General features: G+C 48.5%; 18 protein-coding genes and 1 pseudogene. 11 read left to right on the top strand and 8 right to left on the bottom strand.

What is annotated here, in order from left to right; genetic code table 11:
- Positions 1 to 2: 2 nt before the first annotated feature.
- The 4 genes from GVY42_RS07555 (at position 3) to GVY42_RS07540 (ending at position 6945) form a co-directional block, all read left to right on the top strand.
- Positions 3 to 1433: an MBOAT family protein gene (locus GVY42_RS07555; RefSeq protein WP_159562817.1), complete on the top strand. Its 1431-nt coding sequence runs from the start codon at positions 3 to 5 to the stop codon at positions 1431 to 1433.
- Between the two features lie 12 nt (positions 1434 to 1445).
- On the top strand, positions 1446 to 2666 hold the full coding sequence (locus tag GVY42_RS07550; protein WP_159562816.1) for a DHHW family protein: 1221 nt from the start codon (positions 1446 to 1448) through the stop codon (positions 2664 to 2666).
- Between the two features lie 40 nt (positions 2667 to 2706).
- On the top strand, positions 2707 to 4020 hold the full coding sequence (locus tag GVY42_RS07545; protein WP_159562815.1) for a glycosyltransferase family 4 protein: 1314 nt from the start codon (positions 2707 to 2709) through the stop codon (positions 4018 to 4020).
- Positions 4021 to 4281: 261 nt separating this feature from the next.
- The gene (locus GVY42_RS07540; protein ID WP_159562814.1) at positions 4282 to 6945 is read left to right on the top strand and encodes an immunoglobulin-like domain-containing protein; all 2664 of its coding nucleotides are present in this window, start codon (positions 4282 to 4284) and stop codon (positions 6943 to 6945) included.
- A gap of 39 nt (positions 6946 to 6984) precedes the next feature.
- Here GVY42_RS07540 and GVY42_RS07535 read toward each other — a convergent pair whose 3' ends face one another.
- Positions 6985 to 7278: a hypothetical protein gene (locus tag GVY42_RS07535; protein ID WP_159562813.1), complete on the bottom strand. Its 294-nt coding sequence runs from the start codon at positions 7276 to 7278 to the stop codon at positions 6985 to 6987.
- A gap of 185 nt (positions 7279 to 7463) precedes the next feature.
- On the opposite strand from GVY42_RS07535, the gene GVY42_RS07530 reads away from it, so the two are divergent.
- From GVY42_RS07530 to GVY42_RS07515, 5 genes and pseudogenes are all read left to right on the top strand, one after another.
- Positions 7464 to 7973, top strand: a complete 510-nt coding sequence (locus tag GVY42_RS07530) for a YdcF family protein (protein ID WP_074036046.1) — start codon at positions 7464 to 7466, stop codon at positions 7971 to 7973.
- A gap of 102 nt (positions 7974 to 8075) precedes the next feature.
- Positions 8076 to 8141, top strand: a pseudogene (locus GVY42_RS16720) (zinc-ribbon domain-containing protein); the annotation flags it as partial.
- Between the two features lie 12 nt (positions 8142 to 8153).
- Positions 8154 to 9443: a TcaA 3rd/4th domain-containing protein gene (locus tag GVY42_RS07525; protein ID WP_236548940.1), complete on the top strand. Its 1290-nt coding sequence runs from the start codon at positions 8154 to 8156 to the stop codon at positions 9441 to 9443.
- A gap of 11 nt (positions 9444 to 9454) precedes the next feature.
- Positions 9455 to 9880, top strand: a complete 426-nt coding sequence (locus GVY42_RS07520) for a zinc ribbon domain-containing protein (RefSeq protein WP_159562811.1) — start codon at positions 9455 to 9457, stop codon at positions 9878 to 9880.
- On the top strand, positions 9877 to 11574 hold the full coding sequence (locus GVY42_RS07515) for a zinc ribbon domain-containing protein (protein ID WP_159562810.1): 1698 nt from the start codon (positions 9877 to 9879) through the stop codon (positions 11572 to 11574). The genes GVY42_RS07520 and GVY42_RS07515 overlap by 4 nt, the downstream gene beginning before the upstream one ends.
- Positions 11575 to 11613: 39 nt before the next feature.
- On the opposite strand, the gene GVY42_RS07510 is transcribed toward GVY42_RS07515, so the two are convergent.
- The 4 genes from GVY42_RS07510 to GVY42_RS07495 form a co-directional block, all read right to left on the bottom strand.
- Positions 11614 to 12354 carry a zinc ribbon domain-containing protein gene (locus GVY42_RS07510; RefSeq protein ID WP_159562809.1) on the bottom strand — a complete coding sequence of 247 codons (741 nt, stop codon included), beginning with the start codon at positions 12352 to 12354 and terminating at the stop codon, positions 11614 to 11616.
- Between the two features lie 113 nt (positions 12355 to 12467).
- On the bottom strand, positions 12468 to 14303 hold the full coding sequence (locus GVY42_RS07505) for an acyltransferase family protein (protein ID WP_159562808.1): 1836 nt from the start codon (positions 14301 to 14303) through the stop codon (positions 12468 to 12470).
- A 153-nt stretch (positions 14304 to 14456) separates the two neighbouring features.
- Positions 14457 to 15641, bottom strand: a complete 1185-nt coding sequence (gene chrA, locus GVY42_RS07500; protein ID WP_159562807.1) for a chromate efflux transporter — start codon at positions 15639 to 15641, stop codon at positions 14457 to 14459.
- A gap of 4 nt (positions 15642 to 15645) precedes the next feature.
- Positions 15646 to 15954, bottom strand: a complete 309-nt coding sequence (locus tag GVY42_RS07495; protein WP_031422630.1) for a PadR family transcriptional regulator — start codon at positions 15952 to 15954, stop codon at positions 15646 to 15648.
- Between the two features lie 201 nt (positions 15955 to 16155).
- Here GVY42_RS07495 and GVY42_RS07490 point away from each other — a divergent pair, with 201 nt between their 5' ends.
- Positions 16156 to 18840, top strand: coding sequence for an HD domain-containing phosphohydrolase (locus GVY42_RS07490; protein ID WP_159562806.1), 2685 nt, complete (start codon positions 16156 to 16158; stop codon positions 18838 to 18840).
- Between the two features lie 39 nt (positions 18841 to 18879).
- On the opposite strand, the gene GVY42_RS07485 is transcribed toward GVY42_RS07490, so the two are convergent.
- The 3 genes from GVY42_RS07485 to GVY42_RS07475 are packed head-to-tail and all read right to left on the bottom strand — an operon-like array spanning position 18880 to position 22043.
- On the bottom strand, positions 18880 to 19980 hold the full coding sequence (locus GVY42_RS07485; protein ID WP_159562805.1) for an ABC transporter permease: 1101 nt from the start codon (positions 19978 to 19980) through the stop codon (positions 18880 to 18882).
- Positions 19967 to 21100: an ABC transporter permease gene (locus GVY42_RS07480; protein WP_159562804.1), complete on the bottom strand. Its 1134-nt coding sequence runs from the start codon at positions 21098 to 21100 to the stop codon at positions 19967 to 19969. Before GVY42_RS07480 ends, GVY42_RS07485 begins: the two co-directional genes overlap by 14 nt.
- Before the next feature lie 10 nt (positions 21101 to 21110).
- Entirely contained in the window at positions 21111 to 22043 is a 933-nt protein-coding gene (locus GVY42_RS07475; protein WP_159562803.1) for an ABC transporter ATP-binding protein, read from the bottom strand.
- Between the two features lie 144 nt (positions 22044 to 22187).
- Between GVY42_RS07475 and GVY42_RS07470 the strand changes: the two genes are divergently transcribed.
- Entirely contained in the window at positions 22188 to 22586 is a 399-nt protein-coding gene (locus tag GVY42_RS07470; protein ID WP_159562802.1) for a hypothetical protein, read from the top strand.
- Positions 22587 to 22661: the final 75 nt, after the last annotated feature.

Below are 22661 nucleotides of genomic sequence, written 5' to 3'. Positions count from 1 at the left end.
GTATGTTATTTAGTTCCACGGTATTCTTATTTTATTTCTTACCGGTCGTGCTGCTGCTGTATTTCGTGTCACCACGCTGGTTAAAAAATACGATTTTACTCGTCTCAAGTTTATTTTTCTATGCATGGGGTGAACCACGGTTCGTCTTAATCATGCTCGCATCGATTGTCATGAACTATGTGTTCGGCTTTATGGTCGACAAGTATCGTGATGATGCAAAGAAAATCAAATGGACGATGGTGCTCATGCTTCTCGGGAACCTCGGGATGCTTGGGGTCTTCAAGTACGCGAGTTTCTTCGTTGAGAACGTCAACTCGGTATTTGGCTTCTCGCTGAACGACCCGGATATTCCTCTTCCGCTCGGGATTTCATTCTTTACATTCCAAGCGATGAGTTATGTCATCGATGTGTATCGAAACGATGGGCGTCTACAGAAGAACTTGTTTGACTTGGCACTTTACGTATCGTTCTTCCCACAATTGATTGCCGGACCGATCGTCCGTTATCAAACGGTCGCAGATGAAATCGTGGACCGCCGTGAGACAGTCGATGACTTCGTCTCTGGGATTCAACGATTCGTCATTGGTCTAGGGAAGAAAATGATTTTAGCGAACAGTTGTGGATACGTCGCGGATCAGGTATTCAGTCAATCGGCCGGGGATTTGTCGACGACACTCGCCTGGATCGGTGTCATCGCTTACTCGCTACAGATTTACTTTGATTTCTCAGGTTATTCGGATATGGCGATCGGTCTCGGTCGGATGTTTGGGTTCCATTTCCTTGAGAACTTCAATTATCCGTATATTTCAAAATCAGTGTCTGAGTTTTGGCGTCGCTGGCACATCTCGCTCGGAAGCTGGTTCCGAGATTATGTGTACATCCCGCTCGGCGGGAATCGTCAAGGCCCATGGAAGACGTATCGCAACTTGACCATCGTTTGGTTATTGACCGGGGTATGGCACGGTGCGAGTTGGACATTCATCGCATGGGGATTATACTATGGGATTTTCATCATGCTCGAACGGGCATTTCTTGGGAAATGGCTTGCCGCATGGCCGGCATGGCTCGCCCACGCGTTCACGCTCTTCATCGTCGTCATCGGTTGGGTATTCTTCCGTGCCGATAACTTCACGTACGCAACAGAGTATCTGCAAGTGATGTTCGGATTACACGGAGGTGAAGTATTCGATCAAACGGCATATTACTACATTGTTCAGTACGGTGTCGTGCTTGTCATCTCGATGATTGCTGCTACACCGCTTCCGAAAATGCTAGTCGCCCGCTTCTTGCGTCATGAAGTGAGTACGGATCGTCCTGTGCTTGCTGCAAGCGCTGGTCTTGCACGAGCGGCGTATATCATGCTCATTTTCGGTATCTCGATTTCATATGTCGTATCGAGTACATTTAACCCATTCATTTATTTCCGGTTCTAAGGAGGGCTGACAATGGAACAACAAACCAAAAGCGAACAAGTCCGTTCGAAAAGGCGGCGCCTTTCTTGGGTGGTCAACAGTATCCTATTGATCGGCTTCCTTGGCACCATCTTTTATGGACTCGCCGTTTACGCCTTTGGCACCGAACAAGCACGTTCGGATAGTGAGGGACGGATGCTAGCACAGCGCCCGGATCCATCTGTCGAGACGATTCTGGATGGAACGTATATGGAAGAGTTCGAGGCATCAGCAAACGATCAGGTGTTTGAGCGTTACATGTGGATTGAGACACAAGCTTGGGTGCAACGTAACGTTCTGCAACAACAGATGAACAATGGTGTCATCAGTATCGATGAGTTCTTGTATGCACCAGATCCTGTGGCGAGTGACTATTCGTCACTTGGGGTCTTCTTTAAAGAATTTCAAAAAGAGATGAGCGAAGCTGACATTCCATCTTACTTCGCATCGGCCCCAAGTAAACCGGTCTATGCGACAAGACAAGGAATCTTCCCAGATTACATCGAGTCGGCAGATGCAGAAAACCGAGGACAGCTTCATGCTCGTCTTGAAGAGAATGAGATTCCGCTCATCGACTTAGAAGAAACGCTTGGCGATCAGCCAGGAAAAGATATTTACTTTAAGACGGATCACCACTGGCGTCCGGAAGGGGCATTCATGGCTTATAAACAAATCATGGAACGCTTAAGCGAGCAGTTCCCTGATGCTCCTGCCTTATCGATGGAGGATATGGAAATCAAATCGGTAGACGGTCCGTTTTATGGATCTCATGCCCGTGAAATTTCGATGCCTTACGTCGAGTCACCTGATCAATTTACGTACCTTGAACCGAAAGACGGATTTACTACGACAGTCTGTCGAAATGGCGATGACTGTGGTCATTCGGTCCTAGATACGGATGTTTTGAAGAACTCGACGAAATTCACGAACTACTACAACTTGTTCATGGGTGATAACTATGCCCAATCGAAAATCACACAAAACAATCCGAAAAATGATTATCACTTGCTCGTCTTAAAAGATTCGTATGCGAACCCGATGCTTGGCTATCTTGGAGAGTCATTCGGAACGGTGTCAGCGCTTGATGTCCGTTACTTCGACGACTATGATGTCAGCATTGCGGATTACGCAAAAGAAAATGAGGTAGATGCGGTGCTGTTCGTTCACAACGATCGCATCCGTGGTCTTGGTTCGATGTATCAAGAAGGCTTGTAACCCTAATCAATCGATTACGGAGAAAAGGTAGGTGCTCATCATGAACATATTACTACCGGTGTTTTTTCACTCCGCAATGGGAGGATTACACCTCCATATCTTATCTTCTTTGAAAGTGTTTCTACGAGAGGGGCATGAGGTGACCGTTGTCTGTAAGCCTGGTCCCTTTGCCGATGAAGTAAGGAAACTCGGCGGGCAAGTCGTCGAGACGGACTATTCGAGTGAAGACGTGCAATGTGTCATCGATCAAATCCGATCACAGCCGTTCGATGTCGTGTATGCGCATCCGTTCGACGCGCGTCAATTTGGTCTCGCAGTGGCGGAGGCGAACGCAATCCCGTTCGTCCTCGTCATCCACGGGATGTATTATGATGAGATTGAGCAGTATCATCCGAGCGTCTCGCGAGTGATTGCGGTATCGGAACGGATTGCTACTCACCTGACTGAGCACTGTCCGGAAATCGAATCAAAACTTACTGTCATCCCTAATGGGGTCGATGCGACTTTTGTTCCGTCGGAGGAAACATCTCCATCAGAACGTATCGTAGGCTTATTCACGTCTCGCCTGGATGCGGACAAACTGTTTATACTAGACGTCTTCTTAGATGCACTAGAAGACGAGACGGTACGGTCTTTACCGATTGACTGGTTGATTATCGGTGACGGAACACAGCGAGATAAATACGCCGAGCGTTATGAAGCTGCACTGGCAGGGACAGGACAGAACATTGAATGGCTTGGTTGGCTAGAACAAAGCCAACTCCCTGAAGCGATGCGGCGTGCCGATTTTGTCATCGGTCCCGGACGGTCTGCGCTGGAAGGGATGGCGCTCGGTAAACCGACCATCGCTGTCGGAAGCAAAAGCTATCAAGGCTTGGTCACTCCTTCGACGTGGCAAGATATCGCGAGTACGAACTTCGGAGGCATCGGGAATAAGTATGAAGGGTATTCACCAGGACAAATCGGTGAGGCGATTCTCGAGTTGATGGATGAGACGAAGCGACGGAACCTTGCGAGCTTCTCGGCTACACTCGTCGATCAACATTTTCGAGACGAACAATCGCAACAACGCCTACTCGAGGTGCTTGAACAGGTGATAGAAGAAGGTGCTCGAGAAATCGATTTGGTCGAGCGCTATCCTCATATTCGTTATGATCAACTTCATGCTCGTCGTTCGAACCGAATCTGTACATGGAAATTGACAGATCGGGAACAACGACTTGAAGAGACACGCGATGAGTTAGTGACGACCAAACGACAGCTCGACCAAATGCTTATGATGAATGAGGAACAGTCTTTGGAAATCGAGAAGTTGCGAATGGAACTTCAGCGATTATCTGATGAAACGGAATAGCGACTTATGGAAAGAGAACTTCGAATCAGAAGTTCTCTTTTTGAATATAGCGAACTTATTCATTGTTTATGTGATAAATGTCACCAAAAGTCTTCTGACACCATAATAGTCAAAATAAGTATTTTTTATGTTACTTTTGTATTATTTATATTACAAAATTTACATATTTATTTCGTTTTCGGGGTAAAAATGATTACCACCTTAGAGGCACGCACATCATGTATACCTGTCGCCTTGTAGTTAGTAAAGGAGGATGCATGAATGAAAAAAGTCGTTGCTCTTTTTTTGTGTTTTTTCTTACTTGTCGGATTTACCATTGTACCGGGGTCGAAGGTTGAGGCAAGTTCATCTGTGACCCATGTCTACTCACCAAAATCGTATACACACTATGGAGGAGTTACGTATGCGGTTAAGAAATTTACTTATCCAAAAAGTGTGAAAGTCAAATTATCTAACGGGCGGTACGCTTATCGTTCAGTGAAATGGTCGAAAGTCAGTTTTCAAAAAGAGTACTTGAATCGAACTCAACGAATCGTTGGAAGCGTTCAAGGCACGAACAAGAAAACGACCTGGTATGTGAGAGTGAAGAACTATCCGATCAAGGTTTCAACGCCAATCATTCGTGCGGTCGGAAAAGGTCAAAAGGCGAATTTGCCGACCAAATTAACTGCTTATTTTGCAAATGGTCAGCGTTCCACTTATCCATTGGAGTGGGGCCCAGCATACACAAGTAAGCTAGGAACAAGAATGGTCAGCTATAAAGCTCGTGGATTAAACTTATACTTCAGTGGAAAAGCGAAGCTTGTGGTGCGAGATGTTCATTTGACCCAACCCGTTTTTTCCATTTTGACGAACAATGAACAGATTCAGGCCGTAGGTAAAATTCATTATCCGGCTCGAGGCGTACGTCACTACTTGATTGCTGAAAACAGAGAAACCAAAGTACAGTATAAAAAGTTGATTTATCCTGAACAAGATGGTTCTTACAAAGTGGCATCTCTACCGCTCAAACCTGCGTCCTATAATATGTATGTCCAGTCGGGCGTCAAGCGGACATCACCGGTGGTCGTTACATTAAAAGGCGGACAGGTTCCGGGTGATTCGGAATCGGATATTCGCAATCTATTAAAAGGTCTATTATTGAATATCCAAGTGGCGAATCCGTTGTTGAATGACATCGTCTTCCCGCAAATTGACGGTGTGACATTCTCGATTGATTCAAACAAGTCGGCTTTGTCGAGTACTGGTAAAGTGACGCGCGGAACGAATGATGAACTTGTGACGTTCACGATTCAAGCGAAACGTGGGGACATCACGGAATCAATCACCTACAATAACATTTTGATTCCGAAGCGCTCCCAGACGGACGAAGAAGAGCTCGACCTCTGGCTCAACAGCATTCAAATCGATAACCCGCTCACGAAGAATATCGAATTGCCGTCCTATCCGGGTGTCGTCTTCTCGATTGAATCGAGCAATCCATCAGTCGTCTCCACTTCTGGTGTCGTTACGAGAGGAAATCAAGACATGTATGTCAATTTGACCGTACGGGCAACGAAGGGAGCGGTGACGCGTACGAAGTCCTTCCCGAATATCCTCGTACCGAAAAAAGATTCATCGGCGGACAGTATCATTGATGATTACTTGAATCGACTGGTCATCTCAAGCCCAGTGACTTCAAATATCACACTCCCACCTCTTGCTGGGGCGACGGTGACCTTGACGTCTTCGAATCAAGCGGTTATTACAAACAGTGGGATTGTCACACGAGGTACGACGGACCAATCCGTTTCGCTCGTCGTCACAGTGACAAAAGATGGGGTCACGAAAACGAAAATTTTCCTCGGTTTACTTGTACCGAAGAAAGAAGGCGGGGCTGAAGGGGAAGTAGATGACTACTTGGCAGCACTGTCGATTACAAGTCCACTCACATCGAACATTGTCCTACCGCCATTCACTGGTGGTACAACGACGCTGTCCTCATCGAATCCAGCGGTCGTCTCGAACAGTGGGGTTGTCACACGTGGCACGACGGATCAAACGGTGTCGATTACGGTCAATGCGACGAAGGACGGTGTGACGAAATCACGTACCTTCTCGAATTTGCTTGTACCAAAAGATGATGCGTTGTTGACAGCCGAGCTCGATGCGGCTTTAAATGCCATCAACCTTGGTAATCTCATTAACCTGTCGACCAACATCTCACTTCCGTCCGCATCAAACGGAATCAATGTCAGTTGGTCCTCGAATCAACCGGGTGTCATCTCGAACACCGGGGTGATTGAACAAGATCCGACCGATGTGAAATCGTTCATCCTGACGGCTTCGGTCACAAAGAACGGATTGACTCGGACGAAGACGTTTAGTGGGTCGGTTGCAGCGAATGTTCAGTTGGTATTAGCAGACGATGTGACGAAAGTTAAGTCGTCATTCGGGACGCTGTATCCGGTATTTGATTTGTCGTTACCAACGAGCTTGAATGGTACTCCGCTCACATGGACCTCAAGTAACCCGGCACTGATGACGAGTACGGGGGACGTTCGGGAAAATGATGTGGTCACGCCATTTACCTTGACCGTCAGCAATGCTAGTACAAATCAAATCATCAATATGTCCACACAAGATGTCGATACGGGGTTACTCGGTGGGTTGCTCGATTCGCTTGGAACCCTTTTGAATCCAGTTGTGAGCGCATTGACGGGTAATGCGCAAACAGCAACTCTGCCAACGCAGTATGGAGGTTTACTTGGAATCGGGGCGAAGAGCATCACGAATTGGGAGAGTTCACACCCGGATCTCGTGACGATTCAAGGATCCAATGTTACCATCCAACGAGATGACCAAGAGCATATCGTTGTCTTGCGAGCGAAATATGAAGGAATCGATCAACCGATTCCATTTATCGTCAAATTATCGAAACGATAACAAAAAACGGAGTCGCATCATGCGACTCCGTTCTTTTAGTCAATGTGTTGTGAAGCGAGCTGGTCCAATCGAAGAGACGAGACGTGTCGCTGCACGTAAGCAATCCAGCTGTCTCGTATACACACGGCTCACATCAGAAAATGCAGAGGGGAGATGGTCTGAGTCGAGGGGACCTTGTCGCATATAAGGAGATTCCCCGGCGCCAAGCGGTGTCGGATGAATCACAAACTTAAAGTGAGATGGGTCGAGCTCGACGACTTCGATTTCTGCAAACAATCGTGCATCGCGTGTATACAAGAAGCGGGTGGATAACCATTTATCTGAATCTGTCATGGGTCACCAGTCCTCCCTCAAAAAGTCTTACCTCCTTTATCTTAAAACATTTTATGGTTATTTGGTAATTTTATTTCATATATATCCCAAAACACTGACTATAATTTGTAAAAAGAATGGATTCGTGCAATCTTTCTCTTGATTAAGTATGGTTAAAAGAGAATGGACGAATATGAGGTGACAATATGAGAAAGAACGCGACTGGTACATACCGGTTTGTCATCATCCTTGGGGCGAAAGTGAATGGGACTCGACCGTCCCGCGCGCTCCAACATCGAATTGACGTAGCGGCCGCCTATGCGAAGGCACATCCTCATGTCGAACTGATCGCAACAGGTGGACAGGGACCAGATGAAGGGATGGCGGAGGCGCGTGTCATTGAACGAGAACTGATGGCGCAAGGAATCGATGCAACACGGATTCATGTGGAAGCGACATCGACGTCGACAATCGAGAACTTTGAGCATAGCCGCTCAATTTGGGACGGAGCGTCCGGTGTGACAATCGTGACAAATGATTTTCATGTGCCGCGCGCTCGTCTGATTGCGAGACTGTACTTTCAGCTCGAGAGTGATGCTTTGTATGCACCGACCCCACCGCTTGCGAAAGGGCGATATATGATTCGTGAAATGTTGGCGTATGTGAAGTTGTTGGGACGTTACGTATTTAATCGAACATGGACGAGGAAAGAGTAGATAATTCTACTCTTTTTCATTTACTTTTATTGTAAATAAATAACGGTATACTTATATAAAATATGGTAAGATAACTCGTATTATGCTATAGAGAGGTGAATTATGAACTGTCCAAATTGTTCAAAAGAACTGAGTACTACGCAACAGTTCTGCCCAAATTGCGGCACGAAGGTGGAAACAATGGCTTCAATGGAAGAAGTGAAACCGACACCACCCGTTGAAACGAAGATCCCATCTTCCAAAAAACGAGTCGGAAAAGGCTTATTGATTACGGTATTATCTTTATTATTGATTGCAGGTGCGACATATTTTGGATTTTATCAATTCATGTATACCCCTGAAAAACAAATCGAACAGATTCGCAAAGCTATCACGAGTGAGGATGCCAAGGCACTCGCCCCGTTATTACGACTCAAGGAAGCAGACGTGACAGAGGCCCAGGCAACGGACTTATTGACAGGACTGAGCCAAGCGGAATTGATGGAATCGACAGTGGACTATTTAGACCGTGCTAGTCGTTCCATCGGAGCATCGAATGAGGGACTTCCGCTTCGTTTACGGGAAATCGGCAAATCGTACGGTGTATTCAAGCGATATGGTCTTGAGTTGATTCCTCAGACGATGTATGTGTCGAGTAACTTTGATGCCATCACAGTGTCTTTGCCTGACCCATATGGGAAAGAAAAACTGGCTTCTGAAGGAGATCAAGTCGTCATTCGGGATGCGTTTCCCGGTATGGTCGAAGTCGCTGTGAAATACGATGGTCAATATGGACAAGATCAAGCGGTCAAAACGTTCAATAGTCTGGAGTCGTCCAATTCAGATGAACCGTTCATGGTCGCGTTCAAAGGATTGAGTGTCGAGCTAGATCAAACCTACGAAGACGCTCCGTTGATTGTGAATGGGGAAGATTCAGGCAAAACGATTGGAGAATGGAAGACATACGGACCCGTTCCGAAACAAGGCGTAACGTTGAGTACTTATATTGACATGCCATGGGGGACGGTAGAATCCAAACAGGTTCTCGCTAAGCCGGGTAGTAAGCCGGTCAAGTTTGACCCGCAAGTGAATGCTGACACAATTGGGTTCACAGAGGACATCATCACGCGTCACGCCGAAGAATGGGTGAACTTCATGTATTACGAGGACTTGAGTGCATTGACGGTTGTCACGGATGAGGCTTACTTGGCCAAACAACAAAAAACTTATGACATCATGCAATCAGAAAACCAGGAATGGTATGGCTCGTTCGATGGGGTAGAAGTGATTAACCAAAAAACGAAACTTACGACATGGAATAAAAAGATGGCGATTGAGACGGAAGCGGTCATTGGTATTAACAGTCAATTTATGACGGATGGCGAAGAAGACGCGCCTCAACGTTTAGTGAAATCAAGGTTTCGCTATGTCATCGCCGAACCATATGATGATGGAACGTATCATATCGTAGAAGCGACATATTTAGAATAGGAGAGATGAACATGACAATGTGGCAACAACAGTCTGCGCTATTAGATACAGCGGAGAGTATCAAGGACTTACAGGCTCGAATGGAAAAATCAAAAAAGGCTCGGGGGCAATTGCTTCTTGAACTCGGACAACAGCAGTATCGTCAATTGATGCAGCAAGGACGTTCGGAAGAAGTGGCGAAGATTATGGAACAGGATGTCCTCATCTATGAGGCGAGCCGGCGCATCCGAGATATGCAAGAAGCGCTCAAACCACATCGCTGTACATCGTGTGACGCATCGCTCGATAAGGATGCAAAATTCTGTGGTTCATGTGGTACACCGGTCCCGCAACCGGACGTCCGTCCGAAACAAGCATGCAATTCTTGTGGTTCCCCACAACCGCTTGATGCATCGTATTGTGCATGCTGTGGAGGGAAGATGGAGGTGACTGCATGAGGTATTGTCACCAATGTGGTCATGCAAATGAGGACCACAATCAATATTGTGAACGGGACGGTGTCCAACTAGAAGGGACAGATACGTCGTATCGTTTTGACGTATCGACCGGTCAATTTTGTACGAGTTGTGGCAATGCTAGGGCAGCGCATGAATTATATTGTCATGCTTGCGGCCAAACGGCACTCGAACCGTCGACAAGTGTCAATCGGATGGAAGAGTCACTTCGTACGGTCGCCGCGACCGGGACACAAGTGATGTCACAATTGAGACGAGTTGCCGGAAAACGAGACGGCACAATGAAGTTGTCCTTTTCAACTGAATCGCTCCGGTCATTACGTATCAATCAGACAGACGTGGTACGCGGATCGTTGTTCGGTCTTGGATTCTTACTCGTTCTTCTGTTGATTGCAGGAAGTCTGGTCGCGATGCTACCGGCGGAGGCCATTCCATCACTTGCCGATGAACTCGAAATTAACATTTCGTCGTTTAATGCAACGATGTTCCTCGCTTTTCTCATCGGTGCAAAAGTGTACTGGTCCGTCACGACAGAACAGGTGAATCAGTTTATCGCGAGTCTCGGTGCAGGGATTGGAGATTTCTTGCGAATCGAAGGGGCTGTGGATGCTCAATTTGGAAACTACTTCATGATGTATGGTGGAATATTCTTGATGATTGCCGTTGTGTATGTCTTGATTCGACAGACATCGACGTTGAGCGATGTGCTCAGTCGTATGGCGGGATTCATGGTGACGGTTCTCGTCGGGTATGGATTGATTTACGCCTTCGCTTTTCATCCACCACTCTTTGAAGTCGCATGGATCAAAACCATTGCGGCGACAACCTTGATGGTCCTCTTTGCTCTCGGGTTGGCTTATTTGATTACGATGCCGTTCCAGGGAGAGTGGAAGATTGCGCAACAAGGCGTTCGTGCGTTATTGACCGTCACACTCGTATCGACGTTCGTCGGTATTGGTTACTTTGGTCTTCAACTCAGTAAAATCGATGAGGGAGAACGCCTCGAGTTTATCGACAGCGAAGAAATGCTGTATTTGACTGGACAAGCGGCGAGTATGAATTGGCAGACCATCGGACATGGAGGAGAGCAAGCACTCTCACTTCAATCTCCATTAGGTTCTTATGAAATTGGCATGTCGTTGTTTGGGGAGACCGCCCCAGAAAAAATTGCGAATTCAATTGAAACAGTAAGCGAAGGATTTGGTGGGGTAGAGGATGTCTTGTGGCAATCATTCTCCGATACCGAAGGACCGGCCAATTCAATTGGCAAGCCTGTCGATATGATCACCGTCTCACCGATGATTTTTGGGACGTTGACCGAAATGTATGAGGCGGATCTCGCAAATGATGAAACGCGTTCTGAAGCGTTGTACAAGGACGGTGTCTTCTCCTGGTTGCTGATATTATTAGTCTTGAATGTCGTGATTTATGCTATGTTCGCTAAGGGGCATGTTCACTCATGGCAGGCAGGAATCTGGTTTGTGGCTCCGGCACTCCTTGCATTCATCGTCTGGCAGTGGTTCTTGAATAACGGCATGTTCGTTGAGTTGAACGGTGTTCGGATTTTAGGCGTTGCCACGGACGGACTGAGTATCGCAGGAACGTTCATTGCGCTCGTCTTGATCACGATGGGGGCGCTCCTTGGTTGGGGAATGAGAAAATTGAATATCAACTAAGCGAAACAAGCACGGACAGCCTACTGTCCGTGCTTGTTTTCAATATTCTTCTTCCCGTGATAATTCATTGGAGCCAAGGTTTTGCACAATCTTCATGTCGCCATCCTCATACCGGACTGCATACGTCGTTTCGAATGTCGCTCTCACACTAGAGTCGTCCTCTTTGATGATACGGTACTCTTCATTCGTGGTGACGGTCGCGGTTTCATCATCTTCAATCGAGTCACGATCTTCACCGTTCACTTGAATAGAGATGACTTCTGTGTATATGTGGTCTTCTTTGATGCCTTTGACGAAGAGCGTGTTGTTCAAGTAATCTAATGTCTGTGACTGGAACGTTGATCCCTCAGCAAGGAATGTTTCGACTTCGGATGTATCCGTTGAATAAGTCGCACTGGTGAAAGCGTCGATAAAAGAATACATAAACCGATCGATTTCGTCATAGGAAACTGGTTCATAGAACACACCCGTTTCTGCTTCGGTATCCGGGAGAGCGGCGTCCTCTTCGACTTCAGAAGCTTTTTCTGATTCTTCTTCCTCCGTCGAAGCAGAGAACGATTGTTGTACATCTTTTGCTGTCGTCGTCTCTTTTGAGGCGAGTGGTTCGTTCCATTCCGACCATAACCATACCCCTAATCCGATCACGGCCACAAGGGCGAGCGGGACGGCCCACTTCCAAAGGGGAAGTCGGGTCGATGACGTTTCGATTTTCGTGCCACATTGCGAACAGTGGGATTGCCCTCGCTTCAGAGTCGCTCCGCATGCTGTGCATTTATTCATAGTAATCACTCTTTCCATTTTTTAGTATTATTTTACCTCTTTCATAAGAGTTCTGAAATGAGGGATTATGTATTTGAGTCAATTAAAAACTAGGCTCTTGCACTCGCAAGAGCCTAGTTTGGTTGACAGCCGATTTCTTCGTTCAGTACGTGGCCAAACGCTTCGGCGCCCTTAATATTTAAATGGACCCCGTCACTTTCGAAGTACGCTTCCTTTCCGATTGAGCGTTCATGCCAATCGATGAGGGACACGTTCTCATGAAGCTCACTGGCCCGAGCGAGTTTTTTATTGACCTCACTCTCCCATGGACGTGGGACACGTGTGTTGATCAAATAGATTTCATCTGCTCGTTCGAACTGCTTGAGCAACGTCTCGAGTTGCTCCATTTTGAAGGCACCGTTCGTTCCGAGATGGAGGAACACGACGTGACCTGAAGCATTATACGATTGGTACTGAGAGGCAACTGGAATCGCATCGCGAACTTGACGTCCGATTTGGGCATCGATTTTCATATTCGGGAAAGCATCTGCCAAATATTCGTTCAATCCGAGCATGACCGAGTCGCCAATCGCGAGAGCCGGTGGACATGTTCGTTCTTCTGGTTTTTCAGTTGGTGCTTTGTTTTCTTCTGTCGGTTGATCTTCAGACGGGACTTCCTCTGTCTCCTTGGATTCCGGTTCGTTCGGAACGTCCTTTGTCTCATCTTTTGGTATCGGTACTTTCACGACAGGAATTTCATCTTCGACCGGCTTCGACTCAGAGAACGCCAGGATGGTCAAATTCCCAACGAGAACGAGTGAGAGCGCGGTCGCACATGCCGTGGCGGCAAAGCGTGCGTTTGGGTGCGTCGGTGTTGAGACGAGCTGACGGAACGCTTGTTTGAATCCGTTTCGACGAATCGGTGTCTCGACGAAGCGATACGACAACTCGGCGATCAAAAGCGTCAACGCCACTTGCCCGACGGAAAGAAGTGGCGAGAACGTCCCGAGTCGATCGAGCGGTGTCGATAGAATGATGACCGGATAGTGCCACAAGTAAATCCCATACGTCCGTGTACCGATCACGCGAAGCCAAACGCTTCCAAACAGTCGTGACCAAATGGTCGCCGGATGGGCGACAGCGGCAATCAATAGGGCGGATAGGAAAGAGACGAGCAAGAAACCTCCATAATAGAGGAATGTATCGTAGGCGTTGACGTTACTGATGATCCCGACGATGACGATGAGCGAAACGGCGCCGGTCCAGTTCAAAATGTGGCGTCCGATATTCGGGATCGTTTCTTTAAACGTGTCCGGACGCCAACCGAAGGCGAGGACGGCTCCCATGAGCAGACCGAACAATCGCGTGTCGGTCCCGTAGTAGACGCGGCTCGGATCGGCTTCCGGGACATATCGGAACGCCATCCAGGCGGCGGAGACGAATAGAAGCGCAGCGAGCAGTTGAAGCAATCGCTTCCGGAACGCGAGACCGACGAGTAGGAGCAACGGCCAGAACGCATAAAACTGTTCTTCGATGGAGAGAGACCATAAATTTTGAAGCGGTGATGGCTTTCCGAAACTCTCGAAGTAGGAAACTTCGTGAAAGATATACCACCAGTTGTTCACATAGGCGAGTGCCGCCAGTGAATCTTGGCGCACCGTATCGAGCAAGGAGCGGTCAAACAGAGTCACATACGTCATCACGACCGACAGCATCAAGACGAGTGCCGGCAACAAACGACGGAAACGCGCGAGGTAGAACTTTTTCAAATCGATTGTGCCGGTCTTCGTCCATTCGCGAATCAAGATCCCGGTAATCAAGTAACCGGACAGGACGAAGAAGACATCGACACCGAGGAATCCCCCGGGTATGTAAGGTACATTTAAATGATATAAAATCACAGCCAAGACGGCGAACGTGCGCAAGCCGTCGAGACCAGGCATATACGTTGTATGTTTGAGTGGTTGCATGCCCCCACTTCCTTTCTAGTAAAGCGGACATTTCCCTTATTTTTGAATCCATTCTTCAGTATAACGAGCGTGGAGGAGGGAATGGTTTCAAAAGATTAACAATCAAATGACGTAAAAATCCAATAAAAAAAGGGACACGAGGTCCCTTGCACTTTACATCAGATTAATCAACGTCCCACCGAGTACCCCGGCGATGACGAGTGACCACGGTGGTAACTTCCAATAAGCGATCATCACGAACAGGAAGGCAGCGAACACGAAGTCGACCGCACCGTTGACGGTACTCGTGAAGATCGGGCTGTAGAATGCCGCAATCAAAATCCCAACGACCGCTGCGTTGACACCGATGAGGGCACCGGCGACTTTCGGGTTGTGACGGAGCGCGTCCCAAAACGGAAGTGCCCCGAGGATGAGCAAGAAGGCCGGCAAGAAAATCGCAACCGTCGCAAGGATACCACCCGGCACACCGTTAATCACCGTTCCAAGATAAGAAGCGAACGTGAAAAGCGGACCAGGAACGGCCTGAGCGGCACCGTATCCTGCAAGGAAGGCTTCTTCACTCAAGAAACCAGCTGGTACAAGTTCTCGTTCTAGTAGTGGCAAGACTACATGTCCGCCGCCGAAGACGAGGGCACCGGCCCGGTAAAAGCTATCGAACAAGGCAATCGTCTGATTCTCAAACGTCTCCCGTAAAATCGGTAAGATGACGAGAAGTGCCCCGAAAATCGACAACAAGACGGCCCCGAGACGTTTCGAAATCGGGAACGCACTCGATTTCGTATCGAGGCGGTCCGGCTTGAACAACAGGAATCCTGCGAGGGCCGCGAGGAGGATGAACAATACCTGACTGAACGTCGTTTGCCAGAGTAGGACGCCTGCCAAGGCAAAAAAGGCAATCGTTCGTGTCTTTGTATCAGGTGTCAGTTTACTCGCCATCCCTAAGATGGCATGGGCGACGATAGCGACGGCGACGACTTTCAAGCCGTATAACCAGCCTGCATCGGAGACGTCGAGTCCGGATAACATTAAAGCGAATAGGATGAGGGCAACGACCGACGGCGTTGTGAAGCCGATAAATGAAGTGATCCCACCTAATATGCCACCGCGGACAATCCCAATCCCGATCCCGACCTGTGAACTCGCCGGTCCGGGCAAGAATTGGCATAAGGCGACGAGGTCGGCGTAAGCTTTCTCATCCATCCATTTGCGTCGTCTCACATATTCCTCGTGGAAGTAACCGAGGTGGGCGACCGGCCCACCGAATGAGGTGAGACCGAGCCTCGTTGAAACGAATAAAATCTCTAGTAACGTTTTAAACGTCACACGTTCTGTCGTCATATCTTCACTCCTTAATTTCTTTGAATAACTCGTATGCCTTTTGACGGGCTTCCGCCAACACAGAAAGTCCTTTTTCGGTCGTCACGTAGTTTTTGCGAACGTGTCCATCGACCGTCTCGTTTTCACGAATCAAGAGCCCGTCTTTCTCCATCCCGTGCAAGATCGGGTAGAGCGTCCCGGCGCTGATTTCGTACCCGTGCTCCCGAAGCTCATCGACCATCCATGCTCCGTACACGGGGTGTTCCGCGGCGTGGTGCAAAATGTGGATGTGGATGAATCCGAGAAACAGCTTCCGCAAGACGCGGTCTTCCATACGTGTCATCTCCTTAATATCGAAATTCGATATCGGTTTTCGAAATCAGTCTAGCAAAGGGTGAGAGAGAGAGGCAAGGGAAGAGCATGCAGTTTACGAAAACTTTAAATAAAAAGTTGGGAATGAGTTCGGAAAAAATAGGGAATCTATCACAAATGAGGTAAACTAAATTGAGATTTTATTTGCTGAGGAGGAAGTGACGTGACAAACCCCATTCATTCTTCATACGATACATTGTTGCGTTATATGCCCCAAGGCTACGTCGAGTTTAAAGTGATTTACGACGACGCTTCGGAGCCGGTTGACTATGAATTCTTTGAAGTGAATCCTGCCTTTGAGAAGATTATGAAAGGGAAGCGAAAACACTTCATCGGAAAAAAAGTGTCAAGCGCCCTAAAAGACTTTGAATATAGTGAGCGAGAATGGATGATTCAAGTGGCACGTGTCGTCAGTGATGGGGGTACCGTGACGTTTGAACACTATTCCCGTCGTAATAAATGTTGGTTCGAGATGTCCGTGTTTAGCCAACGAACAGGATTTGTGTCCGTCATGTTCCACGACATCACGCCACACGTTCAAGAGAACAATGCGTTAAAACAACTCGTTAACGTATCGCATCGCTTCGTCTCAACCGGAAGTGACTTGTTGATGAATCAACAATTTCTTGACCAAATCCGTGACTTCACCGGAGCGAAGGCGGTCGCACTCAATTTGATGGAAGAGGATGGCGAATCGTATACGACAGTGGCATTATCGGGCATGGATGAGATGTTAGAGAGAAGTCTCGACATCCTTGGATTTCATCCGGTCGGAAGGAAATGGCCGATGACGGATCAGCGACGCGACCTATTCAAACATTCAAATCCTCGTGTATTTGATGGGATTGGTCCACTTATTGATGGTGCGCTTCCAACGCGTCTCGTCAAAAATCTACTTCGAATCTTCTCGCTTGGAGAAGTCGTTCTCTTCAAAATCGAGAAGGACGGTATTTTATACGGAGACTTGACGATTGTGATGGAAAAAGGGAAGGTTGCCAATCGGCTCGGGCTGGTGGAGTTATATCTCGTCCACGTCCTTGAGCAATTGACGAAAGCCGATCATCAAATCGGAGAGACGAAAAAATCGATGTTCGGTGGATTCGCGACCCTCGATTTGGAGTGCATCATGGCCTTCAACACACGACAAGTGCTCCATTTGAATGATGCATGGGAACGAATTTTAGGGTTTTCACTTGATGAGCTGGAGAATATCGACTTTCTTAGTCTAGTTCACCCGGATGATGATACCATCACGGAAGCGGCGTTTATGGAACTTGAGGAACGTGGTGAGTTGTTCCGCTTCATCAACCGTTTCCGGACGATCGACGATACGTATCGATCGATCGAGTGGCATTGCAAACTTCAAGGGAATTATATTTATGCGGTCGCGAAAGACGTGACGGACCGAGTTCAGTTAGAAGAAAAGTTGGCAGACCGAGATCGGCTTTTGACGAAATTGTCCGATCAAATCCCGGGTGCCATCTATCAATTCGAATTATTGCCTGATGGAAGTTTCAACTTCCCATTCTTTAGCCGAGGCTTTGAAGATATGCTGGGGATTTCGGCAGAAGAGGTACAGACGGACGCGAGTCTTGTCTTCCGACGGATGCACCCGGATGATTATCCGCTTGTCATGCAGTCGATTGATGAGTCCTATCGCAACTTGACGATTTGGGATGCTGAGTTTCGCGTCTTGACCGAGGACGGACGAACCGTCTGGATTTTAGGATCATCCCGTCCGGAAAAGATAGCGGATGGTCACGTGTTGTGGCACGGTTATATCGGAGATGTCACGGAGAAGAAAACATATGAGAAAGAGATTGAGTATCTCAGTTACCACGATCAATTGACGGGCATTAAAAACCGGCGTTACTTTGAAGAGGCGTTGGAGCGCTATGATGATGACCACTTTTATCCGCTCACACTCATCGTCATCGATATCAACGGGTTGAAGCTCACGAACGATGCGTTCGGACACTTGGTCGGAGACCAGCTGCTCGTCGAAGCGGCGAATATTTTGCGAAATGAATTGCGCGCGAAAGATGAAGTGGCACGAGTCGGAGGCGATGAGTTCGTCGTGATCTCTCCGAATACGACGCTCGATGAGGCGAAACAGCTGTCGGATCGTCTCGGTCGTCTCTTCCACGAGCAGACGGTTGAAGGATTACCGATTTCCGCATCATTCGGTGAAGCGGTCAAACATGACTCGAATGTCGAATTGACCGAGGTGTTCAATTTAGCGGAAGATCGGATGTATCACCACAAGGTTTCTGAAAAGCAGAGTCGACGCCACCATTCCATTCAAATCATCATGCGCACGCTGTATGAGAAGATTCCACGAGAAGAAGCGCATTCTCAACGAGTCGCCAATTTAGCGGGGCAACTGGCAGAAGCGATGGGCTTCACGAATGCTGAAGTGAATGAGATTCGAACGGCCGCTATTCTCCATGACATAGGAAAAGTGGCAATCAGCAACGATATTTTGGATAAACCGGGCGCGCTGACCGAATCGGAATGGTATGAAATCAAACGCCACCCGGAAATCAGTTACAATATTTTAAGTACCGTACCCGAATATGTCGCCTTATCGGAAATTGTCTTGGCGCACCATGAACGATGGGACGGGAAAGGCTATCCGAAAGGGCTACAAGATTTTGAGATCCCTCTTGCTTCACGAATCATCGCAATTGCGGATACGTTCGATGTCATGGTGACGGGGCGACCGTATCGACAGGCGAAGACGATTGACGAGGCACTCGCCATCATCTCACAAGAGGCGGGCAAACAGTTTGACCCATCTCTCGTCGACGTCTTCTTTGAAAAAGTCGTACCGACACTTCAACAATAAAAAGCGAGTCCTCCTGAATATGGGGGACTCGCTTTTGTATTAGACGGTCAGGGGTCGTTTCTTCAACACGAGGATGGTGAGGAGGAAGACGACTCCGGTCATGCCAATCATGACAAGGATGGAGAGATACGGGAACTGTCCCTCATACATCGTGATGACACCGTTATTCAACCAATAGGTCGGCAGGAAACGACCGACAAGTTTCAATGAATCCGGCAACCAGAGAAGGCTGATGAACGCCCCGCCGGTGATGGCGGATGCCATCGTGACCGAGATTTGAAAGATGTTCGCCTTCTCCCGATTCGTCGCAAACACGGCGATGAGGCCACCGAGGGCTAGACAGACGAGCAGATAGGAAGAAAACAAGGCGAACACGGTCGGGAGATGTATCCATACATCTTGACCGTATAAAGCGAGGCTCACGCCAATCAACAGCATCACGTAGATGAAGCCGACGAGATAAAAGGCTAGTAGCAGGGAGGCGAAGTAACGCCTTGGTGTCACCGGTGAGGCGAACAATCGCGCATAGATCTTCTCGTCCCGATCATCCGCGACAAACATAGGAATGAACTGGAGAAAGGTCGACATCATGATGAACGACAACAGACCGAAGAAGGCCTGTGTTCGGGCGGTCGTGGCGACACTTTCCTGGAACGGTTCACTTGAAAGTGAGTAACCGTTCGACGTCTCTTTTGACGCGAGCTGTTCGAACGTCGCTCTATCGTAGCCGCTCGCTTCGAGCAGTTGGCGTTCGCGGGACAGATGACCGTTCAGTGCCTGCTCGATCAACGAGGCATCACTCCCGGCGATTGCAGAGAAGGAAAGGCGAGGCATCTCTCCTGTGAACGCCTGTTCCGTGAAGTCATCAGGAATGATGAGGACGATATCTTCTCCTTCTAACAAGACATCATCCGTGTTCGACTCGAGCAACGTGACCCGACCAAACCGTTCGGCCTCGTCAATGAGGCGTTCGGCGAGAAGTCCACCGTCCCGGTCGACAATCCCGATGGATGCGTTCAAACTGGACGTTCCACCGACGAAGGAGAGGATGAGCGCGAAACCGAACATCGACACGAAGGTGAACACCCACAGCCCTTTCTTTCGAAGCATCCGTTTGGCCACATGTCTAATGAGTACCATGACGCTTCACCCCTTTCGAGAGAATGTAGCTGAATGCGATCAAGATGAGGAGATGAATCCCAAGCAATCCGAGACTTTGCCAATACAGATTCATGTCACCTTCACGTAGGAGGACGGCTAGCATTCCGTCCCGCATGAAAATCGGCATGAACACGTAGGCAGCCCACGGCGCATAGTTCAGCGTCACTTGGTCAAAACCGGGGACATAGCCACCGGATAAGATCATGAGGATGGCGACGAATCCGTTGACGATCGCATCCTTTGTCGTCGCGCTCAACTTCGGCAAGTTGACAATCAGGAATCCGATGGCGACCCCGTACGCGGTCAAGGCGAGCCAAGACAGAATCAGATAGCCGAACTGTACGTTCGCCAAGTCGAATGTGCGATAGACGAAGTGGCTGAACCAAAACAAGAGGATAAGCTGCAACAAGATGATGACGTAGCGACTGAACGTCCGCGCAAGTCGATATTGAACCGTTCGGACTGGGGCCGCTTGGATGCGTAAGTAACTGCCTGTATTCGGTTGCTCTTCTCGTGCCATCGATGTGATATAAAACGACCCGAACAATGCTGTCATGATTGAAATCGTGACGGTGAAATACTCGAGCGAGGTCGGGGTACGTCCTGCCAAGTCGACACTTTCCGTATCGAGCCAAGCCTCATTCACATATGGGGCCGACACGCCTGCTTCCGCGAGCGTAATCTGTTGATTGGCGACGGCTGTATACTGACCGAGGATGGCATCGAGGACGTCGAACTCGACCGTCGTCGGTTCCTCATAGAAGAGTGTGATGTCAGGTCCATCGAGTTGCAAGATGACATCGGCATCGCCATCGTTCACACCTTGTTCGGCAGATTGGAGGTCAACGTATGGGACAAGTCGGATGAAGGCTTGAATGTCTTCCTCATTTAAAAAAGCCTCGAGCGGTGCTCGATACTGGTAGGTCGACGATTCGACGTAGGCGACGTTCGTGACCGGAAGTTTGAACGTGTCACTGAAGACGGCCGACAGCATCGTCCCGAGTCCGAAAATGAGGATGAGCGGAAAGATGAGCATCCAAAAGAGGGTGGCACGATCCCGAAGCCGCTGTTTCACATCATATTTGATGAAAGTCCACATGACGTCCCTCCTATTCCCGGAGCGTCTTCCCCGTCAATGCCAAAAAGACGGTATTGAGGGAAGGGCGGTCGACCGTGATGGAGGTGAAGTGGACGCGTTCTTGATGGAGCGTCTCAAGGAGCGGGGCAAGCGGCGTGTCTTTGTCTAACGACACCTCGATATACGGTTCTTCATACTCTACTTTTTGAACGTGTTCGAGTGCGTCGAGACGTTCGAGCAAATTTGGTGTGAGCGCATCGACTTTGATCCGGGCCGTCTCGAGTGTCATGACACGGTCTTTCAATTCGTCCTGTGTTCCTTCTGCGATGATCCTTCCTTCATCAACGATGGCGATTCGGTCGCAGAGGAGTTCGACTTCTTCCATGTAATGAGATGTATAGATGATGGTGGCACCGCGGCGATTCAGTTCGCGGATGTTCTCTAAAATGGTATTTCGCGACTGCGGGTCGATGGCGACGGTCGGTTCATCCATGAAGATGAGTTCGGGTTCATGGACGATGCCACAGGCGATATTGAGGCGACGGAGGAGACCGCCGGACAGTTCGGGCGGACGTTTCTTTTGATGGGCATCGAGTTCGACGAAGTGGAGCGCAGCCTCGGTCTTTTGTTTCGCTTCTTTCGGACTGAATCCATACAGCTCCGCAAAAAATTGGATGTTCTCATAGACGGTCAGCTGGTCATAGACGGAGACGTGTTGCGGCACGATCCCCACGCGGCGTTTGATGGCCAGTTCGTCTTTTGGCATCGCTTTTCCAAAAATGTGAATCGAACCGGAGTCCGCCTCGTACAGATTCAACATGACCGAAATGGCGGTCGTCTTCCCGGCACCATTCGGTCCGAGCAACCCGAAGAGTTCGCCTTCTTCCACTTTCAGAGTGAGGTCGTTCAAGGCAATCGTATCCCCGAACCGTTTCGTGACATGGTCGAGCGAGATAATGGACATCGTAATACTCCTTTCTCATGTGAAATGTTTCTCGTTCTACACAAAGGTGTTCGAGGATTGTCACGAATTTACCTGTCCGGAACACTTGAAATGTGCAATAATCTAATTATTCAGATAATTATAGTGTTGAAATGAGGGGTTTGGATGAAAGGATGGCAATTCAATAAACAAGAAGGGGCATTGTTCCCGGACGAAATCGTGCTTTCTGCGTTTTGTACAGTCGAACCGAAACGAATGGATTCGACACTCCCGTTCTATTATGATGAGTCGATTTTTCGTTTCACGAATAAGCATGGGGAGACGTTCTACTTTAAAATATCACCGAGCTATCACGAGTTTGAAATCAATATTAAAGGTGGGGACGGGGAGCTCGTATATTATCAACTGCTCCGCACCGTCAGCAAGGTCGAGATTTTAGAAGACCGGCGAGACCACGCAGAGTTATTGATCGTCCTAGCTGAAGATCGAAAGCGGACCGTGACGTCAATCGAATTGACCGTCCGACCGCGTTTTCGTGTGCTCGTGAAAGAGCATGAGATATAAGAAGTGCGTAAGGCTCGAGAGCGGATGCGAATCCGCTTTTTTAATTGGCGAAAAAAAGACAGCCACGACGTGACT

Source organism: Exiguobacterium sp. 8A (assembly GCF_902506275.1).
Taxonomy (GTDB): domain Bacteria; phylum Bacillota; class Bacilli; order Exiguobacteriales; family Exiguobacteriaceae; genus Exiguobacterium; species Exiguobacterium profundum.
This window is presented reverse-complemented; position numbering and strand designations above follow the sequence as displayed.